Source organism: Pseudomonas sp. FGI182 (genome assembly GCF_000511325.1).
Classification (GTDB): domain Bacteria; phylum Pseudomonadota; class Gammaproteobacteria; order Pseudomonadales; family Pseudomonadaceae; genus Aquipseudomonas; species Aquipseudomonas putida_Z.
This window is the reverse complement of sequence record NZ_CP007012.1, coordinates 5,148,576-5,160,953: the sequence shown is the minus strand read 5'-3', so window position 1 is coordinate 5,160,953 and position 12,378 is coordinate 5,148,576. Positions and strand designations below refer to the sequence as shown.

General features: G+C 60.4%; 12 protein-coding genes and 1 other RNA gene. 4 read left to right on the top strand and 9 right to left on the bottom strand.

Going from position 1 to position 12,378, the window contains the following annotated elements:
- Positions 1 to 35 precede the first annotated feature (35 nt).
- A complete protein-coding gene (locus C163_RS22725; protein WP_025340723.1) occupies positions 36 to 911 on the bottom strand; it encodes a WYL domain-containing protein in 876 nt (291 codons plus the stop codon).
- Between the two features lie 119 nt (positions 912 to 1,030).
- Between C163_RS22725 and C163_RS22720 the strand changes: the two genes are divergently transcribed.
- From C163_RS22720 to C163_RS22700, 4 genes are all read left to right on the top strand, one after another.
- On the top strand, positions 1,031 to 1,288 hold the full coding sequence (locus tag C163_RS22720; RefSeq protein ID WP_025340722.1) for a hypothetical protein: 258 nt from the start codon (positions 1,031 to 1,033) through the stop codon (positions 1,286 to 1,288).
- Between the two features lie 11 nt (positions 1,289 to 1,299).
- On the top strand, positions 1,300 to 2,352 hold the full coding sequence (locus tag C163_RS22715; RefSeq protein ID WP_025340721.1) for an ADP-ribosylglycohydrolase family protein: 1,053 nt from the start codon (positions 1,300 to 1,302) through the stop codon (positions 2,350 to 2,352).
- A gap of 307 nt (positions 2,353 to 2,659) precedes the next feature.
- On the top strand, positions 2,660 to 3,220 hold the full coding sequence (locus C163_RS22710) for a hypothetical protein (RefSeq protein WP_025340720.1): 561 nt from the start codon (positions 2,660 to 2,662) through the stop codon (positions 3,218 to 3,220).
- Between the two features lie 388 nt (positions 3,221 to 3,608).
- Positions 3,609 to 5,063: a multiheme c-type cytochrome gene (locus C163_RS22700; protein ID WP_025340719.1), complete on the top strand. Its 1,455-nt coding sequence runs from the start codon at positions 3,609 to 3,611 to the stop codon at positions 5,061 to 5,063.
- Between the two features lie 83 nt (positions 5,064 to 5,146).
- Here C163_RS22700 and C163_RS22695 read toward each other — a convergent pair whose 3' ends face one another.
- The 8 genes from C163_RS22695 to lldD all read right to left on the bottom strand — a co-directional run bounded on the left by C163_RS22695 (position 5,147) and on the right by lldD (position 12,370).
- The gene (locus C163_RS22695) at positions 5,147 to 5,353 is read right to left on the bottom strand and encodes a co-regulatory protein PtrA N-terminal domain-containing protein (protein ID WP_025340718.1); all 207 of its coding nucleotides are present in this window, start codon (positions 5,351 to 5,353) and stop codon (positions 5,147 to 5,149) included.
- Between the two features lie 266 nt (positions 5,354 to 5,619).
- A complete protein-coding gene (locus tag C163_RS22690; RefSeq protein ID WP_025340717.1) occupies positions 5,620 to 5,898 on the bottom strand; it encodes a DUF2790 domain-containing protein in 279 nt (92 codons plus the stop codon).
- A gap of 233 nt (positions 5,899 to 6,131) precedes the next feature.
- Positions 6,132 to 6,395, bottom strand: a complete 264-nt coding sequence (locus C163_RS22685; protein WP_025340716.1) for a DUF3077 domain-containing protein — start codon at positions 6,393 to 6,395, stop codon at positions 6,132 to 6,134.
- A 23-nt stretch (positions 6,396 to 6,418) separates the two neighbouring features.
- Entirely contained in the window at positions 6,419 to 6,661 is a 243-nt protein-coding gene (locus C163_RS22680) for a hypothetical protein (RefSeq protein WP_025340715.1), read from the bottom strand.
- A 362-nt stretch (positions 6,662 to 7,023) separates the two neighbouring features.
- Positions 7,024 to 7,422, bottom strand: a transfer-messenger RNA (tmRNA) gene (gene ssrA / locus C163_RS26850).
- Between the two features lie 99 nt (positions 7,423 to 7,521).
- Positions 7,522 to 7,818, bottom strand: a complete 297-nt coding sequence (locus tag C163_RS22675) for a hypothetical protein (RefSeq protein ID WP_013974305.1) — start codon at positions 7,816 to 7,818, stop codon at positions 7,522 to 7,524.
- Between the two features lie 520 nt (positions 7,819 to 8,338).
- Complete coding sequence (locus C163_RS22670; protein ID WP_025340714.1) at positions 8,339 to 11,149, bottom strand: FAD-binding and (Fe-S)-binding domain-containing protein; 2,811 nt, start codon at positions 11,147 to 11,149, stop codon at positions 8,339 to 8,341.
- 75 nt (positions 11,150 to 11,224) lie between these two features.
- Positions 11,225 to 12,370 (bottom strand): FMN-dependent L-lactate dehydrogenase LldD, encoded by a 1,146-nt coding sequence (lldD, locus tag C163_RS22665; RefSeq protein WP_025340713.1) that lies wholly within the window; start codon positions 12,368 to 12,370, stop codon positions 11,225 to 11,227.
- Between the last annotated feature and the right edge of the window lie 8 nt (positions 12,371 to 12,378).

Here is a 12,378-nt window from a genome sequence, read left to right as displayed (position 1 = left end):
GGGGGCATCGAGCCCCTCGTCGCGGCATTCGACAATCAATCATTCAACAGCCATGGCTTCAGTTCCTTGAGGTTGCTCACCACCAATTGCTGCGCCTCGGGAAGTACTGCCAGGTTGCGGTGGTCGATCTGGTAACGCTGCAACACGTACTTCACCAGCGCCCTGCGGCTGGGCACCACCAATTGCCCCTGCGTCATGCCGAAGTCGGTTTCGATGATTGCCTTCTGCGCCGCGTTCAATCGCCCGTCAGGTTCGAAGATGACCGGCACCTCGACATTCCAGTCTTCATCCTGCTCGCGGGTGTTCGGCGATTGGTCGAGCAAGTCTGGCTGCCCACGCAGGCGGCTGAGGACGAAGTCGCGATACTGGCCGTTCTTTTCGCAGTAAGCCCTCACGTGCCAGCGCATGCCGGTGTAGACCAGCGTGTGCGGGGCGATGAGGCGCACCTCCACGTTAGGGGTGTTGAAGGACACGTATTCGGTTTCCAGGCGCAAACCTTCACGGCAGGCCTTGAGCAAGGGGCGCAGCACTTCCGGGCGAATAGGCCGGTCCGGCACTTCCAGCACCCGGGTATGCGCATAGGCCAGTGCCAGCCCGTCGATGTGCGGGGCCCGCTCATTGTTCTGATAAAGCAGGTGCAGGTAGGCGCTGGCGCTGTCGTCGATGAACAGCGGCTTGAACTGCTTGCTTGGTACATAGCCCTTGAGCTGCTTGTCATATGTCAAGTTTTTGGGCGCATGTTCGGTGATGTAGGTATTGATGTCCTTCGACGCCTGCTGGCGGCTGATGCCAAAGCTCTGCATCAGGTGGCCCGTGGTCAGCCGGCCTTCCCACCAGGCAACGGTCTCGATCAAGCGATAGCGAAGTGCCAGGTCCCAGCGTACCTGCTCGATGGATTGCTTGCGTTTCATACCCTCTCCATGTGCGCGATAACTTTACCTGTATAAGTCTACATTCTAGACCTGTCACTAAACACTACATATCGTGTTCCTGTCTTCGAAATAAATTGAAGTCACGAAAGGAAGTGGACATGACCATGTCTGAAGCGGTTTCAACAGGAGCGTTGGTGTTGATCGGGGTGATCCTGGTGGTGCTCCTGATGCAGTACCTGCGGTTGCGAGAAATCTGGCACCTGGTTTTCGCCTGTCGCCAGGACGCGCGTTGGGCGCGGATATGGGAGATGGAAAACCGGGAGCTACGTGCGGCACAGCGTGCCGACAAAGCGCACATCGCACAGCTGCAAAGCAAGCTGGTGCTTTTGCAGAACCTGGTCTCTGCAGAAGAGTGACAAGGGAAGACATGAACAGACTTGAACGGATCAAAGGCTGCCTGCTAGGTGGCGCAGTGGGAGACGCGCTTGGCGCCCCCGTGGAGTTTCTCGAGTGGCCTGTGATCAAGGCCAGGTTCGGCGCGCAGGGCATCATTGATCTTGCCCCGGCCTACGGCATCACCGGTGCGATCAGCGACGATACGCAGATGATGCTGTTCACCGCTGAAGGCTTGCTGCGGGCTTATGTGCTTGGGAGTTCACGGCAGCGCTGTCATGTTCCCAGCATTATTCATCACGCGTTGCTGCGCTGGCTGATGACACAGGATTACCCCTCGACGATACCGGTGACCACGGATGGCTGGCTGATCAAGCACGTGGAGCTCTGGTCGCGCCGCGCCCCCGACGCAACTTGCCTGAATGCGCTCAAGAGCAGCGGGCGGCTGGGTGCGGTTGCCGAAAACAACAGCAAGGGCTGCGGTGCCCTGGTACGGGTTGCACCCTGTGCATTCTTTGCCCATGCATTTGACTACGCAGCGCAGTCCGGGCGACTGACGCACGGACATCCAACCGGTTACCTGGCGGCAGGGCTGTTCGCCGACATTCTCCAGCGCATTGTCGATCGACAAGATAGCGTGGAGCACGCTGTGACTCAGAGCCTGGCCAGGTACGGGCAGGTGCCTGGCATGGAGGAAACGCGCAGCCTGATCGAGCGCGTGCTGTTCTTCTATTACGAGGGCTATACACCCACCCCGCAACGCATTGACGATTTTGGCGCTGCATGGGGCGCTGACCAGGTGCTGGCGGTTGGGTTGTGGTGTGCGCTGACAGCTCGGTCACTCGAGGAAGGGGTAGCCATGGCGGTGAATCACAGCGGCGACAGCAGCAGTACCGGGTTGGTCGCCGGGCACTTGCTGGGTGCGCAACATGGTGCTGCCGCTATTCCTGGCCGCTGGCTCGAGCGCTTGGAACTGCACCAGGTGATTGCGCAGGTAGCCGAAGATATCGAGCGCATTCCGCGGGAGTATTGTGGGGTTGGCGGGGAGTTCGATCAGCAGATCGAACTGGCTTATCCGGGTAGTTGAGCGCAGTGAAGGCCATGAGTTTGCGCGGGGCCGAGGAGCCGGGATGTTTCGTTTTACAGCCCGCTCCCGGTTCTCGAGTCGAGTGGATGATATTGATATCCACTCGAAATTCGTCGATGAGCCTGTTGATCGCTTGGTCGCCACTGAACTGGGTAGCCGAGATGCCTATAAAAAGTAGACCAATCCGTCAAGATGCTGGTCCGGTGGTTTTGAAACTTTATGTTGCAGCTGTTAATCGGTATCATTAAGATTAAATTTCAGGACGCAAGGAGAGCATTGTCCATATAAAAAGAAGGTCATAAAAATAATGCTGAAAATGCTCCTCGTGTATGTTCATCTGCTCGCCACCTGTATTGCCCTCGGTAGGGTCTTGCTTGCCGATCACAAGCTTTGGAGTTGGCGCAAGGAAGCGCTGGATCAGGCAAAGCATGAGTACCTGGAAGAAACCAGGAAAATTGCCACCCTTGCGTTACTGGCTCTTTGGGGCAGTGGTCTGCTGTTGATACTTCAGGGATATCTTCTCGAGGGCGCAGCGTATTTGCTCAACCAGAAGCTCTGGGCCAAGGTTGCGGTTGTCGCGTTGCTGACATTGAACGGCGGCCTGTTGCATCGCATCGGCTTCCCGTTGTTGCAAAAAGCCCCTTTCGTCTTGTTACCGGGTTCCGACCGCGGTCGCCTTGCACTCTTGGGGGCGTTCTCCATGAGTGGTTGGCTGTTCGCCGCTTTTCTGGGGGTAGCCCGAGCCTGGAACCATGTCATGCCATGCATGCATGTGATGGCGGTGTTCACGGCATTCGCTTTGCTGGCTTGTATCGTGGCGCTTGTGGTCGCCAGCACGGCAGGCACCATGGAAACTACGGCTTCATAGTGGCTGTGACACAACTCAAGCGTAAATAGCATGAAACTTCCCGGGCGCAGGAACCAGGCAGCGTATTCGTACCCCCCCGACTTCGGGGTGAGTTGCCCCACTAATGGGCGTGATACCCCAGCAGTTTGTGGGCCCCATTAACTGAGCGCTTCAAGCGCTGAACAATACCTGCTGGTCTTCCTGTTGCCCCGACATGTTTTTGCGGGGCTGGCAAGCCAATTGCTGAGTGAGCATATCCTGTTCATCAAAGGTGCAGAGTCGGGAAGCAGCGAAGCTGACAGTACCTATTGAGTGATTGCAGGTAACCATCGGTTGGCGGCACAAATACCCCTGGCTACTCAATAGAAGCATTGCTGCGCGCCTCTACAACCGCCCAGGGGAGATGCTTATGAGCCACTCCAGGCATACGTTTGTGCGGCGGGCGTTACCGAAGTTGTGTTTTCTGGCCTGCCTGCTGATGGCAACGCTGGTGGTGGTAGCCGACGAACTTCAAGGCAATGACAATCCAGGTAACGAAAAGTGGCTGGAGCCGGCGCGCTCCAGGCTCATGCATGTGACTGGCGCGATGCCGTTCTTTCCACATCGGGCCAATACCACCGGCAACCTGGTTCTCAATGTGCAGGACTTCGACAACGCCCAGGTATGCGGCGCTTGCCATACGGAAATCTACAAGCAGTGGCGCTCATCAATGATGTCCCAGGCCTGGGATGAACCTATCTATCGGGCGTTGCTCAAGCGTGCGAGTGCAGCCACGGAAGGCAAGGTCGACAACTTCTGCACCGGCTGCCATACCCCGATCGGTCTCACGACCGGGCAGATCAATTCGCAAGTCAATCGCTCCTCGATTGAAGACAGCGCCAAGAATCATCCGATGCCAGGGGTCGATTGCGAGTCCTGTCACAACATCAGTGCCCGTACTGGGCTTGATAACGGCGCCTATGTTCTGAGCCCTCGGGCACATGGTAAACCGACCAAGTTCGGCCCGCGCAAAGATGCCGTGTCGCCTTATCACGACACCGTATATTCCGACCTGCACACGCGTTCGGACTTTTGCGGCACCTGCCACAACGTCACGCATCCTTTCAGCAGCGTGGCGGTCGAACGCACGTATGACGAATGGCAGGAGAGCGCGTACAGCCTCAACGGTGTCACCTGCCAAAGTTGCCATATGCCAGGTTTTGCGGGTAAGGCCGCGATCATGGGGCCGGACCGCGAAGATGTTGCCTCGCATTGGTTCAGCGGGGCCAACGCCATGATGCTCAAGCATCTTGGGCAGGAAGAGGGCGCGCAACGCGCGCGCGACATGCTTGCGCGCGCAGCGGAAATAACCTTCCAGCAACTGCCGGCAGTCATCACGCCCGGGCAATACACCTCGGTAGCCGTCAAGGTTGCCAACGTCGGCGCCGGGCACAAATTGCCGACCGGCTTTCCGGAAGGCCGGGAGATGTGGATCGATTTCCAGGTGCTGGATGCCAGTGGTCGAGAGCTCTATCGGCTGGGCTCGATCAAGGACGGCAAGACCGAGGACAACACGCGAAACTTCAAAGTGCACATAGGCGACAAGGACGGTAATCCGTTGGATGTGGAGGTGTGGAATGCCACGCAAATACTCTCGGACAACCGCATACTGCCCAAGGGTTACGAAATCGGCGAGTTCTCCTTCCTGGTACCGACCGACGCTGTCGGGCCGTTGACCCTGACTGCCACCCTGAACTACTGGCCTTTCTCGCAGAAACTGGCCGACTACCTGCTCGGCAAAGACCAACTGCAGGTGGAAATCACCCAGATGGCCAAAGCCACACAGAGCGTCCCCCTGTCCCCGATCACTGCGTACCGACCCTAGCGGCATATGTTCATGCGTTTGTGGTGACGGTATGGATCGGAAACGCCTGCCATATGGCCAGGCTGGAGGACGCGCTACACCGATCAGCCCTTGGCGTCATTGGCTGGCTTGGCTTTGCTTTCAGCTATAGCGGCTTCTGCTTTCTGTTTCTCGGCGAGCTGGAAGGCCTGCATCGAGGCTTTGCGGGCTGACTCCATGCGTGCGAAGGTCCGATCACCACCGCCGGAGGCCATCGCCAGAGTAGAAGCGGACAGGGCGGCGGCAACGAAGAGAACTTTCATGGTTTTCATCTGGATATCCTCAAGTAAAACTTTGTGAACTGCTCAGCATGACACTCAGCACTGTTTGGCTAGAGTGTGCTGTTGTTGGCTGTAATTGAATTTCAGCTTTTTCTGGTTATTAACTTGCAGGGTTAGGCTGTCAAGGTAATGGTGTTTCTCGCGAATGAACTTTTAGTCATTCGCTCATGTCCGTTTTCGAGTGATGGAAACATCATTCGCACTGAATGCGTATGAGGTTTGACTTCCGTTTCTGGGGGGCTTTAACGTTGGGCGGATCAGGCCACGCCAGTAGGAGCTGCGGGGCTTCTACCCCATTCGAGGAAGCGGATCTTGTGAATCTCGCCCTTGCTGTCTTCATAAACTACGGTTACCGGTACCACACCGGTCTTGTCGGTTGTATCGGTGCGTTGCAATACGCGTTTCACATCGATGTTCATCCCGTAGTGGTATTCGACGGCAGAAATATGCGCGCCGGGTTCTTGCAGGCTGTTATGGTCAAAGACACTTGGTGCGAGACTGGAAATCACGGCACTTACAATTGTGGCCATGCTCATAAGGCTGTACCTCTACTGAAGTTCGCTTGACAAGGACCTAATCTGACACGCCGAGAAAGTGAAGTTCATTTCACCACGACGAACGCGCTTGGCTGAAACGCCAGTAGTGGCAAAAAACTCCCAGCAACTCCCCGTGCCTGACACATTTCGACCATTCGTCCTTTGACCCCCGTATCTGTTGGGAGAATTCCGTTTTTGGGTCTGGCCGAGCACGGGGAAGGGCAGTGTGCTGTTCAGCGCATCATGCCGAGTTCGGCATCATCCAGCAGTGCTTTGCCCAAGGCGCAGAGGTAGTGCGCGGCCCAGATCAGCTTCGGTTTGTCTTCCATCAGGCCGTCGATGGTCAGGTCCCGCGCGTAGCCCATCAGTTCCGAGGCTTGTTCACGGGCGTTCTGGCAGGGTATGCCGGGTTCGATGCGGAACAGTGGATGGGTCTGGTTTTCACCTTGGTAGAAGATGGTTTTACCGACTGTGCATTGGGTGTCTTCGTTGGCCATTGATCGATCTCCCTGGTAGTGATTCAGTGCACGGCTTGCGGGCCCGCTGGCTTGTGTATTTGCGCCAGCGCTGATTCGAGTAATTTGCGCAGGGCTTCAAGCTCGTGCATCGACGCCATGATCAACAATGACGCTGGCGATCGCGGCTGCATCAGCATTGCCTGCTGCGCTACGGCTTCTGCACAGAGCGCGTAGTCCGAGGCCAGCATGATGGTGTCTTCCAGGGAATGGAGATGGTGGGGTGGATCGGGGACTATCTTCAACATGATTGCTTCCATTTCAGGGCCGTCACCATCTGCTGTCAAACAGAGGGTGGCAGCTGTACGCGGGTTGACAGACCGGCGGAAACAACAAGTTCCGGCGCACGCAAGCGTGCCCGCACGTACAGCTGCCATAACGACGAGCCGTTTTGTTGTTTACCGTCGCGACCTGTCAAAGTCATGCCGTTGATGAGCAACGACCCACCGAGCCTAGAACGCTGAAAAAACGACCGCAACGGAAAACAGGCGTTGGGAGTATCTTTGGGAAACGCCCTACACGGAAGGGATGAAATCTGATTTTGGGGCTCGCGCACCCCAAAAAGCAGGCACAAAAAAAGACGCCCGAGGGCGTCTTCGTCTTTGGAATTTGGTGGAGCCGGGGGGATTTGAACCCCCGTCCGCCAGTACTCCGCTGTCGGTACTACATGCTTAGCCGTGTCTACTGATTTAATCCGCAGCCGCCCGACGGGCAGGGTGCTTTGGATGAGTTGTGTAAGTTTTAGTCACTTCGCCCACAACGTGCTACGCGACGATCCTGTTCTGTATGACAATCAGTTCGGGTTTACAGGCATCCCCTAGTGATTGCTGGAGCCGAAGCTACCAGAAGCAACGGGTCAAATTGATCGCTTAAGCGACCAGCTTGAGCTCCGCGCCGTAGTTATCGTCATTGGCAACTATAAAAGTTGCAACAGTGGATTTACGAGTTCTGTTACCAACTCGGCATGCACCTAGAGTTTCGCTACCGGCGTCGAATCCTAATCGGCCCCACACTAGCTCTTGGCTAACGCACCTTACGGTACGTGAGGCGGAGTATACGCCATTGCGCGGGCGACGTCGACAGCCGGTCCGGTCGCCCGCTTTTGGGCTCACGCGCCGCTACCGCCGCCGCTGGTGCCGCTGCCTTTCTCGGTTTTTTCCAGGCGCTCCAGGACTTTGCTGGTAATGGCGATGCATTCCTTGGTGTCGCCCGAGGCTTGGGCCGCCTTGGCTTTGTCGACGTGCTCGGTGATGGCCTTGTCCAGGCCTTCGGAGGTGGCGCCGGCGGTGGCCATGCTGTCGTCGATCTTTTGCAGGTTGGCGGTGCACAGGTCTTCGGCAGCGAACACCGGCGAAGCCAGCAGGGTGGCGGCCGCGAACAGGGCCGAAAGCGCGGTACCTTTCATGGGAGTCTCCTTCTGGGCCTCTGGAAGGTGGGCCTGTAACGGTGGACTGTGGGGGATTGGCGGGGGTTCAATCGGGATGCTGGCGGGATGGCACCGGCTTTGCCGGTGTTCGCGGCTGAAGCCGCTCCCACGGGGATTGCGGCAGCTATCAGGTTTTGCGTTAAACGGACAGGCCAATGCCGGTGTACAGGTACAGCTTTGGACCCAAAGCCGGCGCGGTACCTGTGGGAGCGGGCATGCCCGCGAAGCAGGCTGAGCGGTGTATGGCACCGGCTGCGCCGGTGTTCGCGGGCTTGCCCGCTCCCACAGGGAATGCGGCAGCTATCAGATTTTGCATTGAACGTTCGGGCCAATGCCGGTGTACAGGTAAAGCGTGGACCCAAAGCCGGCGCGGTACCTGTGGGAGCGGGCGTGCCCGCGAAGCAGGCAGTGCGGTGTATGACACCGGCTGCGCCGGTGTTCGCGGGCTTGCCCGCTCCCACGGGGCATTGCGGCAGCTATCAGGTTTTGCGTTAAACGGTCAGATGCTACGCGGCCGGGTGACGCGGTCTACCAGGTAGACCAGCCCGTGGTAGTCGATGCCGCTATGGCTGGACAGGCCGATCTCGCAGGTGCGGCTGGTGGAAATACCTTCGCTGCAATACTGCACCGCATCCTTCAGGCTGCGCAGCGAGTGGGCGTTGAGCTCGGGGGTGGTGAAGCCTTTGTCACCGGCAAAGCCGCAGCAGTGTATGCCCTCCGGGATCACCACCTGTTTGCTGCAACGCCGCGCCAAATCGATCAGTGCCTGGCTTTCGCCCAGGTGCTGGGTGCTGCAGGTCACATGCACAGCCACTGGTTCGTCCTGGGGGGTGAATTCCAGGCGCTCGAGCAGGTGGGTGCGGATGAAGCGCACCGGGTCGTACAGGTCCAGCCGGGTGTCGCTCAGGTCCTGCACCAGGCGCAGGGTGCAGGGGCTGGTGTCACAGTAGATCGGGTCGAGGCCGCCGCGGCTTGCGTGCAGCAGGGCGGCAATCAGTTCCTGGCGTTTGTGCTCGGCCTGCTCGGGGTAGCCCTTGGAGGCGAACGGCTGGCCGCAGCACAGGCTGTCGGCGTTGTCGGGGAACACCACTTGGTAACCGGCCTTTTCCAGCAGGGCGCGTGTCTTGTCGAGCAGCGAACTCTGCTCGCGGTCGGCATAGGCCGGGCCCATCACCCGCGAGACGCAGGCGGCCAGGTACACCACGCGAGGGCGGGCATCGTTGCTGGCCGGGCCGAAGTCCAGTGGGCGCAGGGGTTGTGGCATCGCCGGGGTCCACTGTGGCAGGCGGCCTTTGCTGGCTTTGTTCAGCGAGGCGCTCAGGCGGCCCAGGCGTGGGGCGCCGAGCAGCTTGCGTGCGGTGTTGGCGGCGGTCAGGGTCAGGCGCGCGCCGCCCAAGGCAGTGTGGAAGTGTTCGGCCAGCCAGTCGGCGGTTTTTTCGTGCTCGGCGGCCTGGCTGCGCAGTTTCTTCACCAGTTCGCCGGTGTTGATGCCGACCGGGCAGCGCTGGGCGCACAGGCCGGTGGCGGCGCAGGTGTCGATGCCCTGGTACTGGTAGGTCTGGCGCAGTTCGCGGGTGTCGATGCCGGCGCGCTGTTTGGCCTGTATGTCACGCCACATGACGATGCGCTGGCGCGGGCTGAGGGTCAGGCCTTTGGACGGGCACACCGGTTCGCAGAAGCCGCACTCGATGCACTTGTCGACGATCTCGTCGGCAGCGGGCAGCGGCTTGAGGTTCTTCAGGTGAATGTCCGGATCCTCGCTCAGCACCACGTCGGGGTTGAGGATGCCGTTGGGGTCGAGCAGGCGCTTCAGCTTCCACATCAGTTGGTAGGCGTCATGGCCCCATTCCAGCTCCACGAACGGTGCCATGTTACGCCCGGTGCCGTGCTCGGCCTTGAGCGAGCCGCCGAACTCCACCGCCACCAGTTGCGCCACATCGTCCATGAAGGCCTGGTATCGGGCGACTTCCTCGGCACTGTTGAAGCCCTGGGTAAAGACGAAGTGCAGGTTGCCTTCCAGGGCATGGCCGAAAATGATCGCTTCGTCGTAGCGGTGCTTGTCGAACAGCTGGATCAGGCGGTTGACGCCTTCGGCCAGTTGCTCGATGGGGAAGGTGACGTCTTCGATGATGACAGTGGTGCCGGTCTGGCGCACGGCGCCGACGGCAGGGAAGGTGTCCTTGCGGATTTTCCACAGCTGGTTGTACACGGCCGGGTCTTCGCTGAAGTCCACCTGCTGTTCCAGCGGGAAGTCGGCGATCGAGGTCATCACCTGTTGCAGCTGTTCATGCAGCAGGCTCTGGCTGGCGGCACGGGACTCGATCAGCAGGGCGCAGGCATTGTCCGACAGGCCTTTTACCCACAGCGGCATGCCGGGCATGTTCTGCACCGAACGCAGGCTGCGGCGGTCGAGCAGCTCCACGGCCGAGACCGGCTGGCGCTTGAGTACGGTCACCGCGCGGCAGCAGCTTTCCACGTTGGGGAACACCACCAGGGCGCTGGCCTTGTGCGGGTGGTCGGGCACGGTGTCGTAGGTGACGGCACTGATGAAGCCCAGGGTGCCTTCGGAACCGACCAGCAGGTGCTGCAGGATATCCAGCGGTTGGTCGTAGTCCACCAGTGCGTTCAGCGACAGGCCGGTGGTGTTCTTCAGCCGGTACTTGTGCCGGATGCGCTCGGCGAGTGCAGTGTTGGCGCGGGTCTCGCGGCCCAGGCGGGCCAGTGCTTCCAGCAGGTCGGCGTGGCTGGCCTCGAACGCGGCGACGCTGGCCGGGTCTTCGCTGTCCAGGCGCGTGCCGTCGGCCAGCACCAGGCGCAGGCCGGCCAGGGTGTGGTAGGTATTCTGCGCGGTGCCGCAGCACATGCCGCTGGCGTTGTTGGCGACGATGCCGCCGATCTTGCAGGCGTTGATCGAGGCCGGGTCGGGGCCGATCTTGCGCCCGAAGGGGGCCAGCCAGGCATTGGCCTGGGCGCCGATGACGCCGGGCTGCAGGCGGATCTGCTCGCCTTGGCCGCGGATTTCACGGCCGTTCCAGTTATCGCCCAGCACGATCAGCACCGAGTCGCTGATGGCCTGGCCGGACAGGCTGGTGCCAGCGGCGCGGAAGGTGACCGGCACCCGCTCGCGCTGGGCCAGTTTGATCAGGCCGACCACTTCGTCTTCGGACTCGACGCGCACCACCAGCTTGGGGATCAGCCGGTAGAAGCTGGCGTCGGTGCCGAAGGCCAGGGTGGAGGTGGGGTCGTCGAAGCGGCGTTCGGCGGGGATCAGGCGCTCGGCATCACGCAGGAACGCGGCGGGCAGGCTCATGCAGTCTCCTCGCGGGGCCGCGGCGTCTGTGCGCCACATGCCCCGGGTCAATCAGGCGGTCGTTCTTGCGGGCGTTCAGGCGCCCAGTTCGCGTACCAGCGAGTCGCGGGTGATTTCGCTGATCGACTTGGCGCCGGTCAGCACCATCGCTACGCGCATTTCCTTCTCGAACAGCTCCAGCAGGTTCTTCACCCCGGCCTGGCCGTGCACGGCAAGGGCGTAGAGGAAGGCGCGGCCGATCAGTACGGTATCGGCGCCCAGAGCGATCATGCGCACCACGTCGAGGCCGCTACGGATGCCGGAGTCGGCGAGGATCTTCAGGTCACCTTTGACCGCATCGGCAATTGCCGGTAGGGCACGGGCGCTGGACAGCACACCGTCGAGCTGGCGGCCGCCGTGGTTGGACACGACGATGCCGTCGGCACCGAACCTGACCGCATCGCGGGCGTCATCGGCATCGAGGATGCCCTTGATGATCATCGGGCCGTCCCAGAACTCGCGGATCCACTCCAGGTCTTTCCAGGAGATCGACGGGTCGAAGTTGTTGGCCAGCCAGCCGATGTAGTCGGCAAGGCCGGTGGGGTTGCCACGGTAGGTGGAAATGTTGCCCAGGTCGTGCGGGCGCCCCATCACGCCGACATCCCATGCCCACTCGGGGTGGGTCATGGCTTGCAGCACGCGGCGCAGCGGGCCGTTCTTGCCGCTCATGCCAGAGTGGGCGTCGCGGTAGCGGGCGCCGGGGGTCGGCATGTCGACGGTGAACACCAGGGTCTTTACCCCGGCGGCCTTGGCCCGCTCCAGGGCGTTGCGCATGAAGCCGCGGTCCTTGAGCACGTACAGCTGGAACCACATCGGCCGGTCGATGGCCGGGGCCACTTCTTCGATCGGGCACACCGACACCGTGGACATGGTGAACGGAATACCGTGGGCAGCCGCTGCGCGCGCCGCCTGCACTTCACCACGGCGGGCGTACATGCCGGTGAGGCCGACCGGGGCCAGGGCCACCGGCATGCTCAGGGTTTCGTCGAACAGTCTGGTCTGAAGGCTGAGCTCGGACATGTTCTTCAGCACGCGCTGACGCAGGGCAATGCTGGCCAGATCCGAGACGTTGTGGCGCAGGGTGTGCTCGGCGTAGGCGCCGCCGTCGGCATAGTGGAACAGGAAGGGAGGCAGCTTGCGTTGGGCCGCGGCGCGATAGTCGGTAGAGGCGGAAATGATCATGGATTCTC